29 protein-coding genes are annotated in these 22,896 nt (G+C 64.6%); 18 read left to right on the top strand and 11 right to left on the bottom strand.

What is annotated here, in order from left to right; translation table 11 throughout:
• Positions 1-180, top strand: a complete 180-nt coding sequence (ccmD, locus tag Q2941_RS14885) for a heme exporter protein CcmD (RefSeq protein ID WP_458192911.1) — start codon at positions 1-3, stop codon at positions 178-180.
• The gene (locus Q2941_RS14880) at positions 177-770 is read left to right on the top strand and encodes a DsbE family thiol:disulfide interchange protein (RefSeq protein ID WP_458192910.1); all 594 of its coding nucleotides are present in this window, start codon (positions 177-179) and stop codon (positions 768-770) included. The genes ccmD and Q2941_RS14880 overlap by 4 nt, the downstream gene beginning before the upstream one ends.
• Before the next feature lie 154 nt (positions 771-924).
• Here Q2941_RS14880 and Q2941_RS14875 read toward each other — a convergent pair whose 3' ends face one another.
• Together Q2941_RS14875 and ftsY are read right to left on the bottom strand one after the other, a co-directional pair.
• Positions 925-1,527, bottom strand: a complete 603-nt coding sequence (locus Q2941_RS14875; protein WP_254101838.1) for a septation protein A — start codon at positions 1,525-1,527, stop codon at positions 925-927.
• 126 nt (positions 1,528-1,653) lie between these two features.
• A complete protein-coding gene (gene ftsY / locus Q2941_RS14870) occupies positions 1,654-2,598 on the bottom strand; it encodes a signal recognition particle-docking protein FtsY (protein ID WP_458192909.1) in 945 nt (314 codons plus the stop codon).
• A gap of 93 nt (positions 2,599-2,691) precedes the next feature.
• On the opposite strand from ftsY, the gene Q2941_RS14865 reads away from it, so the two are divergent.
• Together Q2941_RS14865 and Q2941_RS14860 are read left to right on the top strand one after the other, a co-directional pair.
• Positions 2,692-3,357 carry an RluA family pseudouridine synthase gene (locus Q2941_RS14865; RefSeq protein ID WP_458192908.1) on the top strand — a complete coding sequence of 222 codons (666 nt, stop codon included), beginning with the start codon at positions 2,692-2,694 and terminating at the stop codon, positions 3,355-3,357.
• A gap of 274 nt (positions 3,358-3,631) precedes the next feature.
• The gene (locus Q2941_RS14860; protein WP_458192907.1) at positions 3,632-4,741 is read left to right on the top strand and encodes a DUF2336 domain-containing protein; all 1,110 of its coding nucleotides are present in this window, start codon (positions 3,632-3,634) and stop codon (positions 4,739-4,741) included.
• Between the two features lie 173 nt (positions 4,742-4,914).
• Here Q2941_RS14860 and mtaB read toward each other — a convergent pair whose 3' ends face one another.
• Together mtaB and dapF are read right to left on the bottom strand one after the other, a co-directional pair.
• A complete protein-coding gene (mtaB, locus tag Q2941_RS14855; RefSeq protein ID WP_458192906.1) occupies positions 4,915-6,168 on the bottom strand; it encodes a tRNA (N(6)-L-threonylcarbamoyladenosine(37)-C(2))-methylthiotransferase MtaB in 1,254 nt (417 codons plus the stop codon).
• Positions 6,168-7,040 (bottom strand): diaminopimelate epimerase, encoded by an 873-nt coding sequence (gene dapF / locus Q2941_RS14850; RefSeq protein ID WP_458192905.1) that lies wholly within the window; start codon positions 7,038-7,040, stop codon positions 6,168-6,170. Before dapF ends, mtaB begins: the two co-directional genes overlap by 1 nt.
• 200 nt (positions 7,041-7,240) lie before the next feature.
• Here dapF and Q2941_RS14845 point away from each other — a divergent pair, with 200 nt between their 5' ends.
• Both Q2941_RS14845 and Q2941_RS14840 read left to right on the top strand, forming a co-directional pair.
• Positions 7,241-7,987 carry a GyrI-like domain-containing protein gene (locus Q2941_RS14845; protein WP_458192904.1) on the top strand — a complete coding sequence of 249 codons (747 nt, stop codon included), beginning with the start codon at positions 7,241-7,243 and terminating at the stop codon, positions 7,985-7,987.
• Between the two features lie 5 nt (positions 7,988-7,992).
• Positions 7,993-8,697 (top strand): SIMPL domain-containing protein, encoded by a 705-nt coding sequence (locus Q2941_RS14840; protein ID WP_027523522.1) that lies wholly within the window; start codon positions 7,993-7,995, stop codon positions 8,695-8,697.
• A 96-nt stretch (positions 8,698-8,793) separates the two neighbouring features.
• Here the strand turns inward: Q2941_RS14840 and Q2941_RS14835 are convergent, their stop codons facing one another.
• Complete coding sequence (locus Q2941_RS14835) at positions 8,794-9,789, bottom strand: MBL fold metallo-hydrolase (protein ID WP_458192903.1); 996 nt, start codon at positions 9,787-9,789, stop codon at positions 8,794-8,796.
• 419 nt (positions 9,790-10,208) lie between these two features.
• On the opposite strand from Q2941_RS14835, the gene ffh reads away from it, so the two are divergent.
• The 7 genes from ffh (at position 10,209) to Q2941_RS14800 (ending at position 16,171) form a co-directional block, all read left to right on the top strand.
• Positions 10,209-11,765: a signal recognition particle protein gene (gene ffh / locus Q2941_RS14830; protein ID WP_254101820.1), complete on the top strand. Its 1,557-nt coding sequence runs from the start codon at positions 10,209-10,211 to the stop codon at positions 11,763-11,765.
• A gap of 132 nt (positions 11,766-11,897) precedes the next feature.
• Positions 11,898-12,230, top strand: coding sequence for a 30S ribosomal protein S16 (gene rpsP / locus Q2941_RS14825; protein ID WP_027523519.1), 333 nt, complete (start codon positions 11,898-11,900; stop codon positions 12,228-12,230).
• A 9-nt stretch (positions 12,231-12,239) separates the two neighbouring features.
• Positions 12,240-12,791 carry a ribosome maturation factor RimM gene (gene rimM, locus Q2941_RS14820; RefSeq protein WP_027523518.1) on the top strand — a complete coding sequence of 184 codons (552 nt, stop codon included), beginning with the start codon at positions 12,240-12,242 and terminating at the stop codon, positions 12,789-12,791.
• A 33-nt stretch (positions 12,792-12,824) separates the two neighbouring features.
• Positions 12,825-13,568: a tRNA (guanosine(37)-N1)-methyltransferase TrmD gene (trmD, locus tag Q2941_RS14815; protein WP_458192914.1), complete on the top strand. Its 744-nt coding sequence runs from the start codon at positions 12,825-12,827 to the stop codon at positions 13,566-13,568.
• Positions 13,569-13,679: 111 nt separating this feature from the next.
• Positions 13,680-14,060, top strand: a complete 381-nt coding sequence (rplS, locus tag Q2941_RS14810) for a 50S ribosomal protein L19 (RefSeq protein ID WP_027523516.1) — start codon at positions 13,680-13,682, stop codon at positions 14,058-14,060.
• Positions 14,061-14,462: 402 nt separating this feature from the next.
• On the top strand, positions 14,463-15,869 hold the full coding sequence (leuC, locus tag Q2941_RS14805; protein ID WP_027523515.1) for a 3-isopropylmalate dehydratase large subunit: 1,407 nt from the start codon (positions 14,463-14,465) through the stop codon (positions 15,867-15,869).
• Between the two features lie 98 nt (positions 15,870-15,967).
• A complete protein-coding gene (locus tag Q2941_RS14800; protein WP_458192902.1) occupies positions 15,968-16,171 on the top strand; it encodes a hypothetical protein in 204 nt (67 codons plus the stop codon).
• Between the two features lie 115 nt (positions 16,172-16,286).
• On the opposite strand, the gene Q2941_RS14795 is transcribed toward Q2941_RS14800, so the two are convergent.
• From Q2941_RS14795 to Q2941_RS14785, 3 genes are all read right to left on the bottom strand, one after another.
• Complete coding sequence (locus Q2941_RS14795) at positions 16,287-16,805, bottom strand: hypothetical protein (protein WP_458192901.1); 519 nt, start codon at positions 16,803-16,805, stop codon at positions 16,287-16,289.
• Between the two features lie 201 nt (positions 16,806-17,006).
• Positions 17,007-17,270 (bottom strand): hypothetical protein, encoded by a 264-nt coding sequence (locus Q2941_RS14790; protein WP_458192900.1) that lies wholly within the window; start codon positions 17,268-17,270, stop codon positions 17,007-17,009.
• Positions 17,271-17,367: 97 nt separating this feature from the next.
• A complete protein-coding gene (locus Q2941_RS14785) occupies positions 17,368-17,586 on the bottom strand; it encodes a hypothetical protein (RefSeq protein ID WP_027523511.1) in 219 nt (72 codons plus the stop codon).
• A gap of 367 nt (positions 17,587-17,953) precedes the next feature.
• Between Q2941_RS14785 and Q2941_RS14780 the strand changes: the two genes are divergently transcribed.
• Positions 17,954-18,166 (top strand): hypothetical protein, encoded by a 213-nt coding sequence (locus tag Q2941_RS14780; protein WP_063621725.1) that lies wholly within the window; start codon positions 17,954-17,956, stop codon positions 18,164-18,166.
• A 10-nt stretch (positions 18,167-18,176) separates the two neighbouring features.
• Here the strand turns inward: Q2941_RS14780 and Q2941_RS14775 are convergent, their stop codons facing one another.
• Positions 18,177-18,452, bottom strand: coding sequence for a hypothetical protein (locus Q2941_RS14775; RefSeq protein ID WP_458192899.1), 276 nt, complete (start codon positions 18,450-18,452; stop codon positions 18,177-18,179).
• 175 nt (positions 18,453-18,627) lie between these two features.
• On the opposite strand from Q2941_RS14775, the gene Q2941_RS14770 reads away from it, so the two are divergent.
• The 4 genes from Q2941_RS14770 to Q2941_RS14755 all read left to right on the top strand — a co-directional run bounded on the left by Q2941_RS14770 (position 18,628) and on the right by Q2941_RS14755 (position 21,473).
• Positions 18,628-19,026, top strand: a complete 399-nt coding sequence (locus tag Q2941_RS14770) for a metallopeptidase family protein (protein WP_027523508.1) — start codon at positions 18,628-18,630, stop codon at positions 19,024-19,026.
• Between the two features lie 254 nt (positions 19,027-19,280).
• Complete coding sequence (gene leuD / locus Q2941_RS14765) at positions 19,281-19,886, top strand: 3-isopropylmalate dehydratase small subunit (RefSeq protein WP_027523507.1); 606 nt, start codon at positions 19,281-19,283, stop codon at positions 19,884-19,886.
• Between the two features lie 159 nt (positions 19,887-20,045).
• Positions 20,046-20,831, top strand: a complete 786-nt coding sequence (locus tag Q2941_RS14760) for a glycosyltransferase family 32 protein (RefSeq protein WP_458192898.1) — start codon at positions 20,046-20,048, stop codon at positions 20,829-20,831.
• Positions 20,832-21,053: 222 nt separating this feature from the next.
• On the top strand, positions 21,054-21,473 hold the full coding sequence (locus tag Q2941_RS14755; protein WP_027523505.1) for a hypothetical protein: 420 nt from the start codon (positions 21,054-21,056) through the stop codon (positions 21,471-21,473).
• A gap of 38 nt (positions 21,474-21,511) precedes the next feature.
• Here Q2941_RS14755 and Q2941_RS14750 read toward each other — a convergent pair whose 3' ends face one another.
• Positions 21,512-22,327: a BA14K family protein gene (locus tag Q2941_RS14750; protein ID WP_458192897.1), complete on the bottom strand. Its 816-nt coding sequence runs from the start codon at positions 22,325-22,327 to the stop codon at positions 21,512-21,514.
• A 316-nt stretch (positions 22,328-22,643) separates the two neighbouring features.
• A complete protein-coding gene (locus tag Q2941_RS14745) occupies positions 22,644-22,862 on the bottom strand; it encodes a hypothetical protein (protein ID WP_156944356.1) in 219 nt (72 codons plus the stop codon).
• Positions 22,863-22,896: the final 34 nt, after the last annotated feature.

Below are 22,896 nucleotides of genomic sequence, written 5' to 3'. Positions count from 1 at the left end.
ATGTCGCTCGGCCCCTACGCCTCCTTCATCGTGACGTCCTATCTCGCCGCAGCCATCGTGGTGGCGATCCTGATCGGCTGGATCGCGATCGACTATCGCAGCCAGACAGAGCGCCTGCGCGAACTGGAAAAGAGCGGCGTCACCCGCCGCTCGGGCCGCAGTGCCACGGAGCTGCGATGAGCGAGCACTCGACCTCCGCCACGCCGTCGCGCGGCACCTTCCTGGTGGTGCTGCCGCTGCTCGCCTTCATCTGCCTTGCGCTGCTGTTCTGGTTCCGGCTCGGCAGCGGCGATCCCTCGCGCATTCCCTCTGCGCTGATCGGCCGGCCCGCGCCGCAGACCACACTGCCGCAGCTCGACGGCCTGCAAGTTGGCGGCGCGCAGGTGCCGGGACTCGACCCGGCCGCGTTCATGGGCAAGGTCAGCCTGGTCAACGTCTGGGCGTCCTGGTGCGTGCCGTGTCACGACGAGGCGCCGCTCTTGACCGAGCTCGCCAAGGACAAGCGCTTCCAGCTCGTCGGCATCAACTACAAGGATGCGCCCGACAACGCGCGGCGCTTCCTCGGCCGCTACGGCAATCCGTTCGGCGTCGTCGGCACCGATGCCAACGGCCGCGCCTCGATCGAATGGGGCGTCTACGGCGTCCCCGAGACCTTCGTCGTGGGACGCGAAGGCAAGATCGTCTACAAGCTGGTCGGCCCGATCACGCCGGAGAATTTGCAGAGCGTGCTGCTGCCGCAGCTCGAGAAGGCGTTGAAGGCGGGAAGCTGACGCCGTCGTCGGTACCAGCGAAGCAATACCGCTGTCATGCCCCGGCTTGACCGGGGCATCCAGTACACCGCGGCTTCTCCGTATCCCTCTGCCGTCTCTGGAATACTGGATCGCCCGGTCAAGCCGGGCGATGACAGTTGAATGTGTGGCCAGCCTACCCCTTCCTCACATCCCCCGCTTCGGCCTCGCTCGCTTCCAGCGAGACCGGCGCGATGTGGTAGCGCTTGGTCAGCGGCATCTGCGCGATGGCGAAGATCATCGTCAGCGGCGTCACGCCAAAGACCTTGAAGTTGACCCAGAAGTCCGTGCTCTGGGTGCGCCAGACGATTTCGTTGAGCACCGCCATGCCGGCAAAGAACAGCGCCCAGCGGAAGGTGAGGATGCGCCAGCCCTGCGGGGTCAGGTTGAACATCTGGTCGAACATGATGGCGATGAAAGAGCGGCCGAACAACAGCCCGCCGCCGAGCACGGCTGCGAACAGGCCGTAGATGATGGTCGGCTTGACCTTGATGAAGGTCTCGTCGTGCAGCACCAGCGTCAGTGTGCCGAACACCAGCACAATCGCGCCGGTGACCAGCGCCATGATCGGCACGTGCCGCGTCACCACATAGGAGGCGATTATCGCCGCGACGATGGCGACCATGAACGCGCCGGTCGCGGCGAACAGATTGAACCTCGAATTCACGAAGAAAAACACGAGCAGCGGGCCGAGCTCGGTTGCCAGCTTGAACAGCGGATGCGGCTGGGTCTTGTCCATTACCTGACCTTTGTTGCCGTCATCACCCGCGAAAGCGGGTGATCCAGTACTCCGAGGCGCTTCGATCGACAACCAATAGCGCGGCGTACTGGATGCCCCGCCTGCGCGGGGCATGACGAGAGAAACCTACGATTCAATTCCGGCGATCGCCCGGGCGAAATCGCGCGCGGTGAACGGCGCGAGATCGTCGACGCCTTCGCCGACGCCGATGAAATGCACCGGCAGTTTGAACTTCTCGGCGAGCGCCACCAGAATGCCGCCGCGCGCGGTGCCGTCGAGTTTTGTCATCACGAGGCCGGTAACACCGGCCGTGCGGTGGAACGCCTCGACCTGCGACAGCGCGTTCTGGCCGACGGTGGCGTCCAGCACCAGGAGCACCGCATGCGGCGCCGTGCTATCCACCTTGCGGATCACGCGCACGACCTTCTCGAGCTCGTTCATCAGCTCGGCTTTGTTCTGCAAGCGGCCTGCGGTGTCGATCAGGAGCACGTCGATCGCCTGCTCCTTCGCCGCCGTCAGCGCGTTGAAGGCGAGGCTTGCCGAATCCGAGCCCTGCGCGCCTGATATCACCGGCGTCATGGTGCGCTCACCCCAGACCTTGAGCTGCTCGATCGCGGCGGCACGAAACGTGTCGCCGGCCGCCAGCATCACCTTGCGGCCTTCGGAGGCGAATTTCGCCGACAGCTTGCCGATGGTCGTGGTCTTGCCGGAACCGTTGACGCCAACTACGAGGATGACGAAGGGCTTTTTCGCCGCATCGATGTCGAGCGCTTTTGCGACCGGCACCAGCACCTTCTCGACCTCGGTGGCGACGACGTCCTTCACCTCATCCGCCGAGATCGCCTTGTCGTAACGTCCGGCGCCGACCGCGTCCGCGATGCGCACCGAAACCTCGGTGCCGAGGTCGGCGCGCAACAGCACGTCCTCGATGTCGTCGAGCATGGCGCGGTCGAGCTTGCGCTTGGTGACGAGATCGGCGACCGCGGTCCCGAGCGAGGCCGACGTGCGCTTCAGCCCGTTGGACAGGCGTCGCCACCAGCTCAGTTTGGGGGTGTCAGTGGTATCGTTCATGGTGGCGTGTTAGCCGTTCCGGCTCCTAAACGAAAGTCTCCAACGAAAGTCCTGATATTGCTCGATGTTCCCGAGTTGACTGCGGATGAAATCATGGCGCGCGTGCTTCACCGCGACGGGTTGATGCTGGTGATCGACAAGCCGGCGGGCCTTCCCGTGCATCGCGGCCCCAAGGGCGGGGCGAACCTGGAAGCATCCTTCGACGCGCTGCGATTCGGCCTGCTACGGCCGCCGGTGCTGGCCCACCGGCTGGACAAGGACACCTCGGGCTGCCTCGTGCTTGGGCGCCATCGCAAGGCGACCGCTTCGCTCGGCCTGCTGTTCAAGCACGGCAAGATCGGCAAGACCTATTGGGCCGTGGTCGAGGGCGGACCGGCCGAGGACGAAGGCACCATCGACCTGCCGCTCGGGCGCCTCAATGCCGAGCGCGGCTGGTGGCAGAAGCCGGACCCGGAAGGCCAGAAAGCGGTCACCAACTGGAAGGTGATGGGGCGGGGCGAGGGCCTGACCTGGCTTGCCATGGAACCGGTCACGGGCCGCACCCATCAATTGCGGGTGCATTGCGCGGCGCAGGGCTGGCCGATCGTCGGCGACAACATCTACGGCAACGGCCCGCGCTTCGGCGAGCCGCGGCTGCATCTGCATTCGCGCGAGATCGTGGTCCCGATCTCCCGCAACAAGGAGCCGGTGCGGGTGGTCGCGCCGGCCCCGCCGCACATGCAGGAGCGGCTCAGGACCTGTGGCTGGAACGGGGAATAGCGCCGCATGTTCGCTTAACCTCTCCCGCTTGCGGGAGAGGTCGGCGCGCAGCGCCGGGTGAGGGCTTTCTCCTCTTGGAGGTTCTCGGTTGCGGAGACACCCTCTCCCCGGCCCTCTCCCGCAAGCGGGCGAGGGAGCCCGCCGCCTTCGTGGCGGCAATCGAACCTGATCCCAACAGGCGCCGATGGTTTACGAAACGTTCAGTGCTCGCCTCTAATGATGCCGGTTGCTTAGAACAAGCTTCTTCGAACCGGCTCAGGACGAGCAACGCTTCATGCCGCAGGCCCAGCCATCGATCGTCGACGAAGTCGAGGGTGCGATTCGCGCCGGCTCGGACGAAAAGCGCCTGGAAACGGCGCGGCGCGTCACCGACCTGTTCCTGTCATCCGCCGGCAGCTTCAATGACGAGCAGATCGCGCTGTTCGACGACGTGCTCGAGCGGCTGATCAAGACCATCGAGCTGCGCTCGATCGCCGACATGGGCGCGCGCGTCGCACTTGCCGAGATCAGCGCGCAGCTTGCGCCGATCGCGCAGGCGCCCCCGTCCGTGATCCGCCGTCTTGCCGGCAATGACGAGATCAGGATCGCCGGCCCGGTGCTTCAGGAATCCGCGCGCCTCGACGATGCCGAACTCGTCGGGATCGCGACCACCAAGGGCGAGCAGCATCTGCTCGCGGTCGCCGGCCGCTGGTGGCTGAAGGACATCGTCACCGACGCACTGCTGGCGCGCCGCTATCCCAGCGTCAGCCGGCGCCTTGCCGCCAATCCCGGCGCACGGTTTTCGGCAAGCGGCTTTGCCGTCATCGTCGGACAGGCCGAACAGGACCCCGAACTGGCAGTGAGCGTGGGCGTGCGCGTCGATCTGCCGTCGGACCTGCGCCGTCAATTGCTGCGTTCGGCAACCGACGCCGTTCGCACCCGCCTGTTGTCGCGCGCCCCGCCGCATCTGTTCGAGGAAATCCAGAACGCCATCGCAAGCGTCGCGACCGGCGCCGATCGCGAGATGTCGGGGATCCGCGATTTCGTCGGCGCCAAACGCGCCGTCGCAAAGCTGAAGGAGACCGGCCAGCTCAACGAGGCAACGCTGCTCGGCTTTGCCGTGCAGCGGCGCTATGAGGAGACCGTCGCTGCGCTGGCAGCATTGTCCCTGTCCACCGTCGAGGTGATCCGGCCCCTGATGCAGAGCCTGCGCGATGACGGCCTGCTCGTGCCGTGCCGCGCAGCGCTGCTGAGCTGGGAGACGACCAGCGCCGTGCTGGAAAGCCGCTACGCCACCGGCACGATGAAGCCAGCTGACCTCGCCAAGGCCAAGGGCCATTTCGCCAGAATGACGCCGGAAAACGCAAGGCGCACGCTCAGGTTCTGGCAGGTAAGGGCGTCGTAGAGGAGCTCTTTTCCCCGCTCCCCTTGTGGGAGAGGGTGGCTCGCCGCGTAGCGGCGAGACGGGTGAGGGGTCTCTCTCCGCGCGCACTGCCGTGACATTTGAATTTGCGGATGCAACCCCTCATCCGGCGCTTCGCGCCACCTTCTCCCGCAAGGGGAGAAGGGAAAGCAGAGTCACACGGTCAGCCGCTCGCCATCCTCACCGCCAATTCTGAGCGGAACGACACTGCCCACCCGCGCCCCAGCCACCGCGACCGGCAGATAGTGCTCCGTGCGCCCCTGGCAGTCGCTTTCGATCAGCACGGCGCGGGTCGCGCCGACCTCGACCTGCAGGCGGCGCCGCAGCGCCGCTTCGCCGGCCGCGCGCAGGCGTTTCGCGCGATCCTTGATCACCGCGCCTGCGACCTGCGGCATCCGCGCGGCCGGGGTGCCGGGGCGCGGCGAATAGGGGAAGACGTGCAGGAAGGTGAGACCGCATTCCTCAACGAGGTCTCGCGAGCGCGCGAACATCTCTTCCATCTCGGTCGGAAAGCCCGCGATGATGTCGGCGCCGAGCGCAATGTCCGGCCGCAGGCGGCGCACCTGTTCGCAGAACGCAATCGCGTCGCGCCGCGAATGCCGCCGCTTCATGCGCTTCAAGATCATGTCGTCGCCGGATTGCAGCGACAGATGCAGATGCGGCATCAGCCGCGCATCATCTGCGATGGCATCGAGCAGATCGCTATCTGCCTCGATCGAATCAATCGAGGAGATGCGCAGCCGCTTCAGCTCCGGCACGTGCCGCAGGATCTGCTTCGTCAGCATGCCGAGCTTGGGCGCGCCCGGCAGGTCGGCGCCGTAGCTCGTGAGATCGACGCCCGTGAGCACGATCTCGGCGTGGCCGCGCTCCGCCAGCCCACGCACCTGCTCGACCACCGCGCCCATCGGCACCGAGCGCGAATTGCCGCGGCCGAACGGGATGATGCAGAAGGTGCAGCGATGGTCGCAGCCGTTCTGCACCTGCACGAACACGCGCGGCAGGCCGCTCGCAAAGCCGTCGATCAGATGCGGCGCCATCGCCTTCACCGCCATGATGTCACTGACCGCGATCTTGTCGCTGCTGCCGACATCGAACGCGGCGCGCGCATCGCGCCAGGCCCTCGCGTGCATCTTGTCGTCATTGCCGACGACGCGATCGACCTCCGCCATGCCGGCAAACATGTCGCTTTGCGTCTGCGCCGCGCAGCCGGTGACGACGATGCGCGAGCCGGGCCGCTCGCGCTTCAATTTGCGGATCGATTGGCGCGCCTGCGCGACCGCCTCGTTGGTGACCGCGCAGCTATTGATGACGATGGTGTCTGAGAGCCCTGCGCCCTCCGCCTCGCGGCGGATCACCTCGGCCTCGAAGGCGTTGAGGCGGCAGCCGAAGGTTACGACCTCGACGCCCATCAGGCGACCGAGGCGAACAGCGCCGGATCGAAATTGCCCTCATATTCGAAGGTCGCGGTGCCCGTCATCAGCACGTGATCGTCGCGCTCGCGCCATTCGATGCCGAGCTTGCCGCCGGGCAACGTGATCTCGACGCTGCGGTTGGCGCGCTTCAACCGCGCCGCCGCGACCGCGGTCGCGCAGGCGGCCGAGCCGCACGCCCTGGTGAGCCCGGCGCCGCGCTCCCAGGTGCGGATCGTGATGTGATCGCGATCGACGATGTGGGCCAGCGTGATGTTGGCGCGCTCGGGGAAGATCGGATGGTTCTCGAGCAGCGGACCAAAACGCCCGAGATCATAGGCGTTGACGTCGTCGACCCAGAAGATCGCGTGCGGATTGCCCATGCTCACCGCGGAGGGCGAATGCAGGATCGGCTTGTCGATCGGCCCGATCTGCAACTCGATGTAGCGGGTGTCGCGAAACTCCTCCGCCAGCGGAATGTCCTGCCAGCCGAACTTCGGCGCGCCCATGTCGACGGTATAGAGATCGGGGGCCGGTCCCTGCCAGCAGTTCAGAAGCCCCGCAGCGGTCTCGAACGCCGCGGTGGTCTGCCCGGTCTTCTCGAAAATCCGCCGCACCACGCAGCGCATGCCGTTGCCGCAGGCGCCGGCCTCCGAGCCGTCATTGTTGTAGATGCTGATGAAGGCCTCGGTGCCGTCGAGCCGCGGCTTCCGGAGCACCATGAGCTGATCGTAGGGCACGCCGTTCGCGGAGGCGACCGCACGCGCGTCGTCGGGCGTGACCGGCGCAGCCGAATCCCGCATGTCGACAACGACGATCTCGTTGCCGATGCCGTTCATCTTGGCAAATGCGTGATTGGCGAGCGCGCTCATGAAATGTCCTGAATTTCGCCTGTCTTATATGGCGATCATGGGACGGTTGGCCAGTCATTTGCCGCGTGTGCCCTATGACGCATCTGTCATGGGACGAATTTGGGCCATGCGTGTTAGATAGGCGCGTTCGCGCGAACCGGGACGCGCACGTGGTGCAAGAAAATGCGGGCAGGTCCTTGCTTGCCCTGGGGAGACACGTAATGACGAGCTTTTTCCGTCCTTTTCTGGCCGCGATGATCCCGGCAGCGGCCATTACCCTCTGCCTCTCCGGCGCGTTCGCCCAATCGCCGACCCCAGCACCGGCTGCCTCCGCAAGCCCCTCGCCAGCACCGGCGGCCTCGCCTTCACCGGCCGCCAGCGCGTCGCCCTCACCTGCGACGTCCCCGTCGCCGGCCCCGGCGGCCAGCGCCTCACCCTCGCCCAGCCCGACGGCGCCCCCCGCAGCAGCTACGACCCCGCCCGCCACCTCCGCCCCGGTTCAGACCGCCGATCCCTTTGGCCAGGAAATGACGCTGGAACCGAAGAGGGTCGTGATGGCCAAGGGCAGCGCCAACTGGGATTCCGCCTTCGACACGCTGATCGATTCGTTCAAGTCGCTGAACGCGCTTCTCGATAAGCAGGGCATCAAGCCCGCGGGCAATCCGATGATCGTCTACACCTCGACCGACGACACCGGCTTCACCTTCCTCGCCGAGATCCCGATCGATCAGGATCCGAAAAACCTGACGAAGGACATGAGCATCGGCAAGTCGCCGGAGGGCAAGGCGCTGAAGTTCGTCCATCGCGGCTCCTACGACAACATGGACAACACCTATGAGGCGATCACCAATCACCTCGACGACAAGAAGCTGGAAGCCAAGGACACCTTCATCGAGGAGTACCTCACCGATCCCCTGAAGACGGCCGAGGACAAGCTCGTGATCAATGTCTATGTGCCGCTGAAGTGAGCGTGATGAAAAAAGCAATTGCTGCCATTTTCGCCGCCGCGCTTGGCGCGACACCTGCGCTTGCCGACGATTTTCCGTCAGCGGTCTCGGTGAGCGGCGAGGCGACCGTGTCCGCGGCGCCCGATCTCGCGCAAATCGATGCCGGCGTCGCAAATGACGCGAAGACCGCGAAAGAGGCCTCCGACGCCAACAATGCGGCGATGGGCAAGGTGCTGCTGGCCTTGAAGGGCGCTGGCATCGAGGAGAAGGACTACCAGACCTCGCGGCTGTCGCTGCAGCCGCAATATGCAACCTCGTCCAAGACGTCGGACCGCGCGACCAGCATCGTCAGCTTCCGCGCCAGCAACCGCGTCACGGTCAAGATTCGCGACGTGACCAAGGTGGCCAGCGTGATCGACACGCTGGTGAGTGCCGGCGCCAATGATGTCGGCAACATTTCCTTCGAGGTGACGCAAGCCTCGAAGCTGCTCGACGGTGCCCGCGAGCAGGCGCTCGCGGACGCCCGCCGCAAGGCGGAGATTTATGCCAAGGCCGCCGGCGTCACGCTCGGCGCCCCCCTCAGCATCTCCGAAGGCGGCGGCCCGATGCCGCTGTTCAAGGGCCGCATCGCCGCTGCACCAATGGCCGCAGCCCCGGCGCAGGTCGCTCCCGGCGAGGAGACGCTGTCGGTGACGGTGAATGTGAGCTGGGCGATCAAGCCGGCGCAGTAGCGGCCACGCCGTCATTGCGAGCGAAGCGAAGCAATCCAGACTGCTTCCGCGGAAACAGTCTGGATTGCTTCGTCGCTTCGCTCCTCGCAATGACGGTCAGATCTCCACCACCTGCCCCGGCTTCAGCGCCACGAACCGCTCGCGCGGAACGTTCGCTGCATCGAGGGCCTCGAGCAGCGCCTGCGCCGGCGCATCGATGGCCTCATCCGTGAGCTGGAACGTGCCGTGGTGATGTGCGAGCGCAGCCTGCGCGCCGCAATCGATGAGCGCCCTCACCGCGTCTTCCGGGTTCATGTGCTGCTCGCGCATGAACCAGCGCGGCTCGTAGGCGCCGATCGGCAGGATCGCGAGCCGTAAAGGTCCGTGCGTTTCGCCGACGCGGCGGAAATGCGTGCCCTCGCCATAGCCGGAATCGCAGACGACGTAGATTTTCCCCGCGGGTGTCTCCAGCACGAAGCTCGCCCACAGCGCCCTGTTGCGGTCGAACAGGCTGCGCGCACTCCAGTGCCGTGTCGGCACGAGATGCACGGCAATGCCGCCGCCGAGCTCGACGCGGTCGTGCCAGTCGAACGCCTCGGCGCGGATCGCGCCATCGCGCTCACGCATGGTGAGATCATTGCCGAGCGGCGTGAGGACGCGCGGGGCAAAATTCTTGGCGAGCCGCGACAGCGTCGCGATGTCGAGATGGTCGTAGTGGCCGTGCGAGACCAGCACGACGTCGATCTTCGGCAGCTTGTCGAAGGCAATGCCGGGATCGTTGTGACGCTTCGGCCCGGCCCAGCCCACCGGCGAGACCCGCATCGACCAGACGGGGTCGACGAGGATGTTGAGACCGCTCGCCTGGATCAGCCAGCTCGCGTGGCCGACGAAGGAGAGCCGCACCTTGCCGCCGTTAACCGCCAGCGGCGGATAATCGGCATAGGGGCTCGGAACCCATTTCGGCCAGGCCGACCGGTCGCGCTTGCCGCCAAATTGCCAGCGCAGGACCTCGCGAAGCGATTTCGGCGGCACCCCGTCGGGATCAAAGAACTTTTCGCCGTCGAAGTGATCGGACGGCGGGCCGGAATAGCTCTTAATGCTGCGGCGGGTCATTTAACGGCCCGAATGGCCCCAAAATAAAGGTTCCGGCAAGGAATAAGCAGCCGGACCGGCCCCTTCAAGATGCGGCATTGCGGCTTGTTTCCTTGACTTTTGCGGCTTGCGGGGGTTTAAGGCCGCACCACTTCTCGGAAAGGCTTTCTTTTCGACCCGCCGACTGGCCCCGCGAGGCCAGAGGTCAACGCCCGACAGCGCGATGCGCCCTCGGGCGCAAAGGTGTTTGCAAGATCGCATTTGGCTTCGGGCCACGACCCGAGCAAGTGGTCATCCCCCGCGAAGGCGGGGGATCCAGTATTCCAGAGGCAGCTCGGCTTGAACCGCGCCGCCGCGGCGTACTGGATGCCCCGGTCAAGCCGGGGCATGACAGTGGTGAACGCGACAACCCTGCGCAAGCAGGACAAAGGACGACTTCATTGTTCGACAATCTGTCGGAAAGGCTTGGCGGCATCCTCGATCGTCTGACGGGGCGCGGTGCGCTGACCGAAAAGGATGTCGACGCCGCGATGCGCGAGGTTCGCCGCGCGCTGCTGGAGGCCGACGTTGCGCTCGAAGTGGTGCGCAGCTTCACCGAGCGTGTGCGCGAGCAGGCGATCGGCGCCACCGTCGTGAAGTCGGTCACTCCCGGCCAGATGGTCGTCAAGATCGTCCATGACGAGCTGATCAACACGCTTGGTGCCGAAGGCCAGACCATCGACGTGAATTCCGTGCCGCCGGTGCCGATCATGATGGTCGGCCTGCAAGGCTCCGGTAAGACGACGACCACCGCAAAGCTCGCCCGCCGCCTCGTCCAGCGCGACAAGCGCAAGGTGCTGATGGCTTCGCTCGACGTCTACCGTCCGGCGGCGATGGAGCAGCTCGCGGTGCTCGGCCGCGATCTCGACATCCCGACGCTGCCGATCGTGGCTGGGCAGCAGCCGCCGCAAATCGCAAAACGCGCGCTGGAAGCCGGCAAGCTCGGCGGCTACGACATCGTGCTGCTCGACACCGCCGGCCGCACCACGCTCGACGAAGAGATGATGGCTGAGGCCGCCGCGATCAAAGCCGCCGCCAACCCGCACGAAGTGCTGCTGGTCGCGGATAGCCTCACCGGCCAGGACGCCGTGAACCTCGCGCGCTCCTTCGATCAGCGCGTCGGCTTGACCGGCATCGTACTGACGAGAGTGGACGGCGACGGCCGCGGCGGCGCCGCGCTGTCGATGCGCGCCGTCACCGGCAAGCCGATCAAGCTGATCGGCACCGGTGAAAAGACCGACGCGCTGGAGGATTTTCACCCCGACCGTATCGCCGGCCGTATCCTCGGCATGGGCGACGTGGTGTCGCTGGTCGAACGGGCCGCTGCCAATATCGACGCCGAGAAGGCCGCACGCACCGCCGAGCGGATGCGCAAGGGCCAGTTCGACCTCAACGACATGCGCGAGCAGCTCTCGCAGATGGCGAATATGGGCGGCATCAGCGGGCTGATGGGCATGATGCCCGGCATCTCCAAGATGAAGAACCAGATCGCCGCCGCAGGGATCGACGACAAGATCCTGAAGCGCCAGGTCGCGATCATCGATTCCATGACGCGCGAGGAGCGCCGTCATCCCGACCTGCTCAAGGCGAGCCGCAAGAAGCGCATCGCCGCGGGAAGCGGCCAGAGCGTCGAGCACGTCAACAAGCTGCTCAAGATGCACCGGAACATGGCCGACGTCATGAAGGCGATGGGCTCGGGCAAGCGCGGCCCGCTCGCCGGCATCGCACAGGCGATGGGCTTTGGCGGCGGCATGAAGATGCCCTCGCCCGAGGAGATGAAGGCGTTGCAGGAGAAGATGCAGGGCGCGGGCGGCGGACAGGGCTTGCCCAACCTGCCGAAGGACCTGCCCGCGGGCCTGCGCCAGGGCCTACCGAATGTGCCGGGGCTCACGGGCCTCAGCAACAAGCCGACCCTTCCCGGGCTTGGTGGCTTCCCCGGACTTGGGAAGAAGAAGTGACCTCGACCGTCATTGCGAGCGAAGCGAAGCAATCCAGAGATGCTTCCACGGAAACAGTCTGGATTGCTTCGTCGCTTCGCTCCTCGCAATGACGAACCAACCTTTGAATTAACAGCTACTCAGGAGACCAGAATGTCAGTCGTTATCCGCCTCGCGCGCGCAGGCACCAAGAAGCGCCCCGTCTATCACGTCGTCGTCGCCGACTCGCGCTTCCCGCGCGATGGCCGCTTCATCGAGCGTCTCGGCTACTTCAACCCGCTGCTGCCGAAGGACAACGAGACCCGCCTGAAGCTCGACATGGACAAGGTGAAGGCCTGGCTCGCCAAGGGCGCGCAGCCGTCGGACCGCGTGATGCGCTTCCTCGACGCTGCCGGCGTCAAGAAGCGCGAAGCACGCAGCAACCCGCAGAAGGCCGTGCCGCGCAAGGAGCGCAAGGCGCAGGCCGAAGCCGCCGCGAAGGCGTAAGGCTAGCTCATGCCGGCGCTGGTCTGCGTCGCGCGGATCGGCGCCGCGCATGGTGTGCGTGGCGCGGTCAAATTGTGGACCTTCACCGAAGATCCCTTTGCCGTGCGGCGCTATGGTCCGCTTCTCACCAAGGATGGCAAGCGCCAGTTCGAGGTCGCCCAAGCGCGTGAAGCCAAGGACCATCTGGTCGCGACGTTCAAGGGCGTCACGACCCGCGATGATGCCGAACGGCTCAACGGCATCGAGCTCTACGTCGCGCGCGAAAAACTGCCCGCGACCGACGAGCATGAATATTACCACACAGACCTGATCGGGCTCGCCGCCGTCACCGCGGCCGGCGATGTGCTCGGCCGCGTGCTCGCGATCCACAATTTCGGCGCCGGCGACATCATCGAAATCGCCCCGCCGAAAGGCACGACGCTGCTGCTGCCGTTCTCCAACGCGGTGGTGCCGGAGGTCGATCTCAACGGCGGCCGCGTGGTGATCGAGCTGCCGCAGGAAATCGAGGGCGAGGACGAAGAACCCTCCACAAGTCGTCCCCGCGAAGGCGGGGACCCGTAACCACAGGCCGTGGTTTTGGCTAAGCTGATTGCTATGACGAACTCCTCACCCTGGCGCGCGACGGTGCTGACGCTGTTTCCGGAGATGTTTCCGGGACCGCTGGGCGTGAGCCTGGCTGGCCGGGCGCTGGCCGCGGGCCTCTGGGAGCTGGAGGCGCGGGACATCCGGGCGTCCGCGACCGACCGCCACCGCAGCGTCGACGACACGCCGGCCGGTGGCGGGCCGGGCATGGTGCTGCGGGCGGATGTCCTGGCCGCAGCCATCGATGCCACTGAGGTCGGCGAGGTGCGGCCAAGGCTCCTGATGAGCCCAAGGGGTCGGCCATTGACCCAGGCCCGCGTCGTCGAGCTGGCAAAGGGCCCTGGCCCCCTGATCGTCTGCGGCCGGTTCGAGGGGATCGACCAGCGGGTGATCGATGCGAGGGGCCTGGAGGAGGTCTCGATCGGCGATTACGTGCTCTCCGGCGGCGAAATCGCGGCGCTGGCGCTGATTGACGCCTGCGTCCGACTCTTGCCGGGGGTGATGGGCAAGCAGGCCTCGGGAACCGAGGAAAGCTTCTCGGACGGCCTCCTGGAATACCCCCAATACACCCGTCCGCAGCTGTTTGAGGGGAGTCCGATCCCGGAGATCCTCACCTCCGGCGACCACGCCAAGGTCGCGGCCTGGCGGCGGGCCGAATCCGAGGCCCTGACGGCCGCCCGGCGGCCTGATTTGTGGGAAAAAGCGGCGAATCAGGCCTCCGGCCAAAAAACGCCAAAAAGCACGACAGACGGGTGACAAACGCTCCCGCTTGCCTTATAGGAGCGGCCAAATCCGCAATGGCTGGATAGACGAATTTCGCGCAGCCCCCTCTTTTTCGTGGCTGGGCGCGCCGATGGAGAATTACCCATGAACCTGATCAAGCAGCTCGAAAAAGAGCAATTCGACAAGCTCTCCGCCGGCAAGGAGATTCCGGAATTCGCCCCCGGCGATACCGTGATCGTCAACGTGAAGGTCGTCGAAGGCGACCGCACCCGCGTGCAGGCCTATGAAGGCGTCTGCATCGGCCGTTCCGGCGGTGGCCTCAACGAGAGCTTCACCGTGCGCAAGATCTCCTACGGCGAGGGCGTCGAGCGCGTGTTTCCGCTGCTCTCCCCGATGATCGACTCGATCAAGGTGGTGCGTCGCGGCAAGGTGCGTCGCGCCAAGCTCTATTACCTGCGCAATCTCCGCGGCAAGTCGGCCCGCATCGTCGAGAAGCAGGACCGCGCGGCTGCAGTCAACGAGTAATCTACGAAACAGGCGGATCGGCAAAAAGCGCGGGGCTTGGCTCCGCGCTTTTTTGTTGCGCTCACGCGTCATTGCGAGCCCAGCGAAGCAATCCAGACTGTCTCCGCGGATGCATCCCTGGATTGCTTCGCTGCGCTCGCAATGACGAACTTGAAGCTCTCGCGATTTCGTCGCGCTGTGTTATATACGACTAGAATGTTTCCAGATCGGACCAGCAACGAGCCTATCAAGCGCATCGTCATCGACGATCGCTCGCGGCTGCCTGGCCGGTTCTTCGGACGCTTTGCGACCGCGGCAACGTCAGAGCTTAGGCGCGCAGCTTGAACGCTGTGCTGACGATTTTGTTGCTCCGCGCGTAACCCGCGCTCTTCCGCTCACACAACAGTCCCGGAGCTCACGCTCATGTCCAAACCGACCACGCTGTACGACAAGATCTGGAACGACCACCTGGTGCACGAAGCCGAGGACGGCACCTGCCTGCTCTATATCGACCGCCATCTGGTGCACGAAGTCACCTCGCCGCAGGCCTTCGAAGGGCTGCGCACCACCGGGCGCAAGGTGCACGCGCCCGAAAAGACGCTCGCCGTCGTCGACCACAACGTGCCGACCACCGATCGCACCAAGCCGAACCCCGATCCGGAGAGCATCGAGCAGATCAAGGCGCTCGCCGAGAACGCCAAGGAATTCGGCATCGAATATTACAACGAGTTCGACAAGCGTCAGGGCATCGTCCATGTCATCGGCCCCGAGCAGGGCTTTACGCTGCCCGGCACCACCATCGTCTGCGGTGACAGCCACACCTCGACGCATGGCGCCTTCGGCGCGCTCGCGCACGGCATCGGCACGAGCGAGGTCGAGCACGTGCTGGCGACGCAGACGCTGATCCAGAAGAAGGCGAAGAACATGCGCGTCACCGTCGACGGCAAATTGCCGGAGGGTGTGACGGGCAAGGACATCATCCTGGCCATCATCGGCGAGATCGGCACCGCCGGCGGCACCGGCTACGTGCTGGAATACGCCGGCGATGCGATCCGCGCGCTCAGCATGGAAGGCCGCATGACGGTCTGCAACATGTCGATCGAAGGCGGCGCGCGCGCCGGTCTGGTCGCGCCCGACCAGAAGGCGTTCGACTTCCTGCGCGGCCGTCCGAAGTCGCCGCAGGGCGCCGCCTGGGATGCCGCGATGCGCTATTGGGAGGGCTTGCGCTCCGACGACGGCGCGCATTTCGACCACGAGTTGCGGCTGGATGCAGCCAAGCTGCCGCCGATCGTGACCTGGGGCACCTCGCCTGAGGACGTCATCTCGGTGACCGGCCTGGTGCCGGATCCGGACAAGATCGAGGATGAAGCCAAGCGCCTCTCCAAGCATCGCGCGCTGAAATATATGGGCTTGGCCGCGGGCACGAAGATCACCGACATCAAGCTCGATCGCGTCTTCATCGGCTCCTGCACCAACGGCCGCATCGAGGACCTGCGCGCCGCGGCGAAGATCGCCGAGGGCAAGACCGTCAGCGCCCATGTCAACGCCATGGTCGTGCCGGGCTCCGGCATCGTGAAGGAGCAGGCTGAAGCGGAAGGTCTGGACAAGATCTTCATCAAGGCCGGTTTCGAATGGCGTGAGCCGGGCTGCTCGATGTGCCTCGCCATGAACCCGGACAAGCTGAAGCCAGAAGAACGCTGCGCCTCGACCTCGAACCGCAATTTCGAGGGCCGCCAGGGCTTCAAGGGCCGCACGCATCTGGTCTCGCCGGCGATGGCGGCCGCGGCTGCGATCGCCGGCCACTTCGTCGACGTCAGGGATTGGCGCTGAGCCACTCCCGCGCAATTTCTAATGATCCCGGCAAGCCTGCCTTAAGCGGCATGCCGGAGACTTCATCCTCGCGACAAGCTCGCGAGGATGAAAACGCCATGGCCAACAAACCGGAATATGTCGATCTCGTCAGCGATGCGACGCGCCAGCATCGGCGGCGCGCCGCGCCGTTGCGCATCGTCGCCAAGCCCGTGATCGAGGAAACCTCGCGCCTCAGCCGCTGGCCGCCGGCGATGTTCCGGCAATGGAAGCTCGACAATCTGATGCGCTGGAAGTCGGCATCCTGGAAGCTCAGGGATTAGCTGTTTGCTATTGATGTCATTCCGGGGCTCGCGAAGCGAGAACCCGGAATGACCACAGCTCACATCACCAATAGCGGTGCCGCCAGCCCCAGTGATGCCAGCGATGCCAATGGTGCTAGCGGCAGATGCGGCGCGGACCCCAATAGGTCCAGATCACCCGGCAGCGGCGCGGATAGCTGTAATAGGGATAGTAGCCGCCGTAGAAGCGCCGGTGGAAGTAATGATGCCGGTAGTAGGAATGGTAGATTCCATAGTGACGATATCCGCCGTAACGGAAGCCACCGTTGCGATAGCCGCCGCCGTGAAAGGCCGGCGCGGCACGGAAGCCACCGCCGTGGAAACCGCCGCCATGGAAGCCGCCGACATGCGCTCCGCCACCGCCGTGAAAGCCTCCGCCACCGTGAAAACCTCCACCACCACGGAAGCCTCCACCATGGCCGCCACCGCCACCACCGTGACGGACTTGCGTGACCATGTCATCGGCCGCGGCTTTCGCTGCCGGTAAGGCGACCGGATTGATCGGGGTCAGCGCCTCGGCGCGCTGCGCAGCCCCTGCCGACAGCATCAGCACTGCCGCGGCCGCAAGCCCGAACAAGCGGATCACGCCTGCCCGGGAATCAACACTCCTCAGCATCAAACCCTCCTGAATCTGGACAGCGCAGTTGTGTGCTCCCGTCTCCAAATGAGAGGCGGGCTTGGCGGGCGCTGTTCATGTGCGGTCGCTCCCCAAGATTAAATTAGGGACAGCGACGTGAATGCCTCATGAATGAACGAGGACGCAGAAGATCGCTGCGGCGCGGGGGAGTGTGCAGTTGTGCCAACCTAGAGCGCGCCGTCACCACCACGGCCCGAAGCCGAGCACGAAGGGAGCGGGCACGCTGTAGGGATAGGGCCGATAAAAGACGGGCCGCGCGTAGTAGTGCGGCTGATAGGGTACGTGCCGAACGCTACGCATGTATCGGTCGTGACGCCGCACGCCGAAATCAACCGTTCGCACTGAGACCTGCTGCTGTGTTGCGATCGACGTTGCCGCAACCGACGCATCAGGTAATGCCATCGCCAATCCCAAAGCGACGACGATCACGATCGCTGCCTTCATGACAATCTCCATGCCGCCAGCATGGAGCCTTCACTACGTCATCTGCAAGCGAAAACAGGCCCGGTTATCCGGGCCTGTTTTGCCGCCGATCGACGCGTCACCACCAGCGCCGGTGATGCCAATGGTGCCAGCGCCAATGATGATGGTGCCAGCCATGCCAATGCACTTCCGTCGTTGTAGCAGCGACATCCTGCACCGCTTGCGCGGCGCCGGGATTGATGAGGGACACGGCCTGCGCACGCTCAATGGGCACAGCACACATGAGTACCGCTGCGACGGCAGCGAGACCGAGCACCTTGACCTTCTTGGATTGCATGTCGTCCTCCTCCGACCTCGATTGTGTGACGCAATTCAGCATGACGTCACGGAGCAGGACGCTAGAGGCGACGGGCTGAATCGTATATGAATGAACGCGCCGCAAAGATGAACGCGAAGGAAATGAACGCGAAAGACCTGCGGCCAGATACTTTCGAGATCCGCGCAACGCATTTCGTTTGCGCCAAAAAAACCAACCGTCAATGATCGGCGTATCTTCTGGACGGCTAAAGCGCGATGAAATTGGGATGAACCGTCATCGCGCTTTAGGTTTTTGTTTGCGCATGATCTTTTCGGAAAACCGCTTCGCACTTTGCGCTAACGCGGCCCTTCGGGTCCGGATCATGCTTTAGATGCAGGAGATGATCATGGCACAGTCTCGCGGTGGGCTGCCGGTTTCTCGCCTTGCTGTTTCAACGGTCACGCTGTTCGGCTCGGAGGCGGCGCTTGCCGCACAGGGACCGGGCGTCGAGGCCGGCACGGCGAGCCCGTTCGCGCAAGCGGTGATGGCGATCCTGGTCTATGGCGCGTCCGCGCTCGTCGTCGGCGTCGGCCTGATCGGCGCGCTGCGCGGTCGTTAGGCGAGAGGCGTCAACCGCGCCGCCAATAGCAGCTCATGCGCGGCACGATCACAGTGCCGCTCGGCCGATATTCCTGCACATAGGTGGCGTTGCATTCCCGCACCGCGTCCGGGCCGGGATAGTAGCGCGGATAGACCCCGTCCGGCGTCTCGTAGGGCACCACGCGCAACCGCGGCCGGCGGCGCAGCGGCGGCGCATCCGGCGGCACCGCCTGGGCCAACCGGACTTCGGCGCCAGTCGTCTGGGCTTTCGCACCGGAATCAAAAAACAGCGAAAACAACCCCATGCAAAGTAAGATCTGGCAAAGTAAGATCTGTGCCGCTGTTCCCGCCCGCATCGTACCACCCACCTGAACTGTCCCCATCAAGGCGCCGTACGCTCCCCGTTTTGGCGACGCGCGTCAACCTCACCGCGATCATAAAGCCGGATGCATCGCCGGGGAACCCGCGCTAAGAGAAGGCATGTGGACGGAATTGAAAGCGCCTTCGCTCGCCGAAATGGAGGTGGTGGCGCATGACATCTTCGAGCGCCTGCCCAAGCACTTTCGCGATCTCTGCGAAGGCGTGATCATCCGCGTCGAGGACTTCCCGACCGAGGAGGTCCTGGACGAGATGGACTGCGAGAGCGAGTTCGACCTGCTCGGTCTGTTCCAGGGGGTCGGCCTGCCGCAGCAGAGCCTTGGTGACGTCGCGCGGCTGCCGAACATGGTCTGGCTCTACCGCCGGCCGATCCTGGACTACTGGGCCGAACACGAGGAGAGCCTCGGCCATATCGTCCGCCATGTGCTGATCCACGAGATCGGGCACCATTTCGGCCTCTCGGACGACGATATGGCCGCGATTGAGGCTCAGGCGGATTGAAGCGCCGCAGCAAGTGCGGTGCGCTCCCTCCCCCGTTTGCGAGGGAGGGCTGGGGAGAGGGTGTCCCCGCAATGGGACAGCCCCCTAGAGGAGAGAGCCCTCACCCGCGCCTTCGGCGCGACCTCTCCCGCAAGCCGGAGAGGTGAAATCCCGATGCCGCGCCAGCGCAGCCCTTATCTGCTGAATTTGGTCTAGGATTTGGGCCCCGATCGCGATAAATAGCCGTTCCCCTGACCTGACCGGGAAGCGCAACCATGGACAAGTTCACTACGCTGGAAGGCGTCGCGGCGCCGCTGAAGATCATCAATGTCGACACCGACATGATCATTCCGAAGCAGTACCTGAAGACCATCAAGCGCACCGGCCTCGGCAAGGGGCTTTTCTCCGAGCAACGCTACAAGGACGACGGCAGCGAGAATCCGGACTTCGTGCTCAACCAGCCGGCCTACCGCAACGCCAAGGTGATCGTTGCGGGCGACAATTTCGGCTGCGGCTCGAGCCGCGAGCACGCGCCCTGGGCGCTGCTCGACTTCGGCATCCGCTGCGTGATCTCGACCTCGTTCGGCGACATCTTCTACAACAACTGCTTCAAGAACGGCATTCTGCCGATCCGCGTCAGCCAGGAAGACCTCGACAAGCTGTTCGACGACGCCGAGCGCGGCGCCAATGCAACGCTCACCATCGACCTGCCCAACCAGGAGATCCGCGGCCCCGACGGCGGCAAGGTCAAGTTCGAGATCGATCCGTTCCGCAAGCACTGCCTGATCAACGGCCTCGACGACATCGGCCTCACGATGGAGAAGAAGGCCTCGATTGACACCTACGAGGAGAAGCTCAAGCGCGAACGCGCCTGGGCCTGAGATTTTATTGTTTGAGCATGATCTATTCGGAAAACCGCTTCACACTTTTCCGGATCATGCTCTAGTTCCGTTTCGAGCCCCGGTGCGATGCGCGCCGGGGCTTTTTCTTTGCCCTCTTGTGCTTTGCCCTCTTGCGTTTGTCATTTATAGCTTCCGCGCATGTTGCCTGATGTCGTCACCTTCTGGCATGGCCCGATGGACGCGCTGCGCCAGACCTGTCTGCGCTCGCAGCTCGCGGCCGGGCACAAGGTCACGGTCTACAGCTTCGACACCATTCCCGGCCTGCCCGCGGGTGTCGGCAATGCCGAGGCCGAAGCGATCCTGCCGCACGCGTTCTCGGAAAGGCTGCGGCCGCCGCAGCCGGACGGAAGCTGGCGCGACTGGACCACGCTTCAGTTCAGCGACTTCTTCCGCATGAAGCTGATGGCGCAACGCGCGGGCCTGTGGCTCGACGCCGATGTGCTGCTCCTGAAACCGGTCGAGATCGATCCCGCAAAACCCTATTTCGCCTGGGAGCGGCCGCGCCAGCTCGGTAACTCCGTGCTGTATCTGCCGGCGGAGCACGGCATCGTCCGCGCATTCGAGGCGCTGATGGAGCAGGAGGAGCTGACGCCGGACTGGCTGTCGCTGCGCCATCGCCTGACGTTTGCACTGCGCCGCCTGCGCGGCGGTTCGAACCGGCTTTCGGATATTCGCGTCGCGATCTATGGGCCCGCCGCACTGACCGCGCTCGCGCGCCGCTTCGGCGAACTGAGCTGCGCGTTGCCGAAGCAATCGTTCTACGCCGTGCACGCCGAGCCAAAGCTGTTCTTCGCGCCGTCGAACTATCTCGGCCTCGTCGCCAACCCCGAGATCATCGGCCTGCACATCTCGCCCAAGGGACGCGGCGGCCAGAAGCCGATTCCCGGCAGCCTGTATGCCTGGGCGGCGGAGCGGTTCATCTAGCTTTGCTTTCGTGTCCCGGACGCGGTGCGGCACATAGTGCCGCTCCGCAGAGCCGGGACCCACCTACCTGCATGGGCCCCGGCTCAGCAGCGCACCGCTTGCGCACTGCGCTGCGTCCGGGGCACGAGATCAGCGGCCTCGTCGTTCCTATTTGATCCAGCGCAACGCAATTTCCTGCATGTCTGCTCTACTCCCTTCAATACCGCCGAATGGAGCGTCGAGATGAGCACCCAGAGCAGACCCTATCCCGTGGTTCAGGATCTCATCGATTCCTTTGCCGGCTGGCTGAAGCATCGCCGCGAACTGAACGAGATGCGGCAGCTCGATCGTTCCGATTTCAACCGGATCGCGAGCGATCTGCGGCTGTCGCCGGATGATCTCGAAGAGCTGGTCCGTCACGGCCATCATGCCGCAGACGAACTGCCGAAGATGCTGGCGCAGCTCGGCATCAGCGAGGAGCAGCTCGGCCGCGCGCAGCCGCTTCTGCTGCGCGACATGGAGCGCCTCTGCGCGCTGTGCAACGAAAAGGCGCACTGCCACCGCGATCTCGCCGACGGCACCGCCGCCGAGAACTACGGGGGTTATTGCCCGAACGCCTCAACGCTGGAGACGCTGGATCGCACGGGCAGCGCGCCGCACTAGACGCGCGGCGGGAGCATTCGCCAGGTCGAAGGCGGCAACTATTGGCAGGTATGGACCTGTCCGTCATAGCCCCTGTAGGTCCCGGAGGATGGATTATAGGTTCGATACTGCTGGCAGTTGGGGCCGGCACTCTGGCTCACAGCCCGGCGCCGTTGTCGGCCTGTTTCGGTTACTCTGTTCTCTTGTTCACCTTGCTCTGGCGCAACGCCAGCAGACTGCTTAACGGCCGGCGAATCTTCGACTGCAATCGCCTTCTTCTCTTCCATGGCCTGGCGCACTTGTGCCAATTCAGTCGCCAGCGACTCGGCCCGATCGTGCTCCTGCTGGAGAGACTGCCGCAATTCCGCTGTCTCGTTCTCGATTGACTGCCTGGGTCGTTGCACCACCTCGCTCGCCCCGCTGCTGTCGCGTGAACGCACCAGTCCCGTCGTCTCGGTTCTACTTCGCACCTTCGCGACGTCCCCCTCGAGCGCAGTGGGGGCGGAGAGTCCTCGGGGATTCAGCATTGTCCGCTGCAAATAGACGCCGCCAATCGCACCTGCGATGACCATTGCGGCAATCCACCAACGTGCAGTTCCTCGTCGCTCGTGCAGTGGCACAATCTGAACGGTCTCTGCAAGCGTTGAGCCGATCGCGGTGGCGGACCGCGCGAGGGGTATACCGGACGGCGAGGGCTTGTAAAAACTGTAACACGGGTACCAATGTGATGGCGTCAGCTGGCTCGCTTCGCCATATTCGCCGATCCATTCATCGGTCTCGGTCGACCACCGGGCAACCTCAAAGCTTCCGCTCGCTTCATCCTCGAGCACGATGGTGTGCCCATTCTTTGGTGCAGTCTCAATCGGATAGCGCATGCCAATGGCGCCTCTTCAACTTGACGCGTTGGTCAATGATGACCTGCGCCGGCTGGGAATTCAGGAAAGTCGCATCGCTTTCATTTTGTCAGCACCGACTGTGATCCTCGCCCTGCTGAGAATGTACGTTGAGGTGACCATAATTATGGCTAGAGCTATGCAGCAGTAATCGCGCGATGACGTTCCCCGGCGGTTCCTGCGGCCGCCTCAATCAGCGAAGGGCAGCTCGGCCGCGCGCCCTCGCACCGTGTCTGTGCGCAATGCGGCCGCAACCTCGTCAGCGGCACCGCCGCGGCGCGCCGCACTGACGAGCAGTCTACTGGGTCAGTTTATAGCAATGCCCGCCGCCCCTGTGCTTTACACGCGCGCGGCAAGTATCCAGCGTCGAAAATGAGCAGTCAGGTTGTCCTGCGGCTTTCGCCCCTCTTAACTGCGCACAGAACGTGGCCGCATTGGCAGAGTCTTGAGAACAAAGAACGAAGCCCATCGAGAGAACCATCATCGCGGAGATCAGCGCCAGCTTTGAACGCGACATATCAATTCCTCCTATGAGGTTTGCCCCAATCTTC

The organism is Bradyrhizobium sp. UFLA05-153 (assembly GCF_054185185.1).
Note: the sequence above shows the minus strand (reverse complement) of the source record. Positions and strands in the feature narration are given on the sequence as shown.

Excerpts from the sequence above, each read along its gene's own strand:
- ccmD (WP_458192911.1), top strand. The coding sequence starts at position 1 with ATGTCGCTCGGCCCCTACGCCTCCTTCATCGTGACGTCCTATCTCGCC.
- Q2941_RS14880 (WP_458192910.1), top strand. The coding sequence starts at position 177 with ATGAGCGAGCACTCGACCTCCGCCACGCCGTCGCGCGGCACCTTCCTG.
- Q2941_RS14875 (WP_254101838.1), bottom strand. The coding sequence starts at position 1,527 with ATGGACAAGACCCAGCCGCATCCGCTGTTCAAGCTGGCAACCGAGCTC.
- ftsY (WP_458192909.1), bottom strand. The coding sequence starts at position 2,598 with ATGAACGATACCACTGACACCCCCAAACTGAGCTGGTGGCGACGCCTG.
- Q2941_RS14865 (WP_458192908.1), top strand. The coding sequence starts at position 2,692 with ATGGCGCGCGTGCTTCACCGCGACGGGTTGATGCTGGTGATCGACAAG.
- Q2941_RS14860 (WP_458192907.1), top strand. The coding sequence starts at position 3,632 with ATGCCGCAGGCCCAGCCATCGATCGTCGACGAAGTCGAGGGTGCGATT.
- mtaB (WP_458192906.1), bottom strand. The coding sequence starts at position 6,168 with ATGGGCGTCGAGGTCGTAACCTTCGGCTGCCGCCTCAACGCCTTCGAG.
- dapF (WP_458192905.1), bottom strand. The coding sequence starts at position 7,040 with ATGAGCGCGCTCGCCAATCACGCATTTGCCAAGATGAACGGCATCGGC.
- Q2941_RS14845 (WP_458192904.1), top strand. The coding sequence starts at position 7,241 with ATGACGAGCTTTTTCCGTCCTTTTCTGGCCGCGATGATCCCGGCAGCG.
- Q2941_RS14840 (WP_027523522.1), top strand. The coding sequence starts at position 7,993 with ATGAAAAAAGCAATTGCTGCCATTTTCGCCGCCGCGCTTGGCGCGACA.
- Q2941_RS14835 (WP_458192903.1), bottom strand. The coding sequence starts at position 9,789 with ATGACCCGCCGCAGCATTAAGAGCTATTCCGGCCCGCCGTCCGATCAC.
- rpsP (WP_027523519.1), top strand. The coding sequence starts at position 11,898 with ATGTCAGTCGTTATCCGCCTCGCGCGCGCAGGCACCAAGAAGCGCCCC.
- rimM (WP_027523518.1), top strand. The coding sequence starts at position 12,240 with ATGCCGGCGCTGGTCTGCGTCGCGCGGATCGGCGCCGCGCATGGTGTG.
- trmD (WP_458192914.1), top strand. The coding sequence starts at position 12,825 with ATGACGAACTCCTCACCCTGGCGCGCGACGGTGCTGACGCTGTTTCCG.
- rplS (WP_027523516.1), top strand. The coding sequence starts at position 13,680 with ATGAACCTGATCAAGCAGCTCGAAAAAGAGCAATTCGACAAGCTCTCC.
- leuC (WP_027523515.1), top strand. The coding sequence starts at position 14,463 with ATGTCCAAACCGACCACGCTGTACGACAAGATCTGGAACGACCACCTG.
- Q2941_RS14800 (WP_458192902.1), top strand. The coding sequence starts at position 15,968 with ATGGCCAACAAACCGGAATATGTCGATCTCGTCAGCGATGCGACGCGC.
- Q2941_RS14795 (WP_458192901.1), bottom strand. The coding sequence starts at position 16,805 with ATGCTGAGGAGTGTTGATTCCCGGGCAGGCGTGATCCGCTTGTTCGGG.
- Q2941_RS14790 (WP_458192900.1), bottom strand. The coding sequence starts at position 17,270 with ATGAAGGCAGCGATCGTGATCGTCGTCGCTTTGGGATTGGCGATGGCA.
- Q2941_RS14785 (WP_027523511.1), bottom strand. The coding sequence starts at position 17,586 with ATGCAATCCAAGAAGGTCAAGGTGCTCGGTCTCGCTGCCGTCGCAGCG.
- Q2941_RS14780 (WP_063621725.1), top strand. The coding sequence starts at position 17,954 with ATGGCACAGTCTCGCGGTGGGCTGCCGGTTTCTCGCCTTGCTGTTTCA.
- Q2941_RS14775 (WP_458192899.1), bottom strand. The coding sequence starts at position 18,452 with ATGGGGTTGTTTTCGCTGTTTTTTGATTCCGGTGCGAAAGCCCAGACG.
- Q2941_RS14770 (WP_027523508.1), top strand. The coding sequence starts at position 18,628 with ATGTGGACGGAATTGAAAGCGCCTTCGCTCGCCGAAATGGAGGTGGTG.
- leuD (WP_027523507.1), top strand. The coding sequence starts at position 19,281 with ATGGACAAGTTCACTACGCTGGAAGGCGTCGCGGCGCCGCTGAAGATC.
- Q2941_RS14760 (WP_458192898.1), top strand. The coding sequence starts at position 20,046 with ATGTTGCCTGATGTCGTCACCTTCTGGCATGGCCCGATGGACGCGCTG.
- Q2941_RS14755 (WP_027523505.1), top strand. The coding sequence starts at position 21,054 with ATGAGCACCCAGAGCAGACCCTATCCCGTGGTTCAGGATCTCATCGAT.
- Q2941_RS14750 (WP_458192897.1), bottom strand. The coding sequence starts at position 22,327 with ATGCGCTATCCGATTGAGACTGCACCAAAGAATGGGCACACCATCGTG.
- Q2941_RS14745 (WP_156944356.1), bottom strand. The coding sequence starts at position 22,862 with ATGTCGCGTTCAAAGCTGGCGCTGATCTCCGCGATGATGGTTCTCTCG.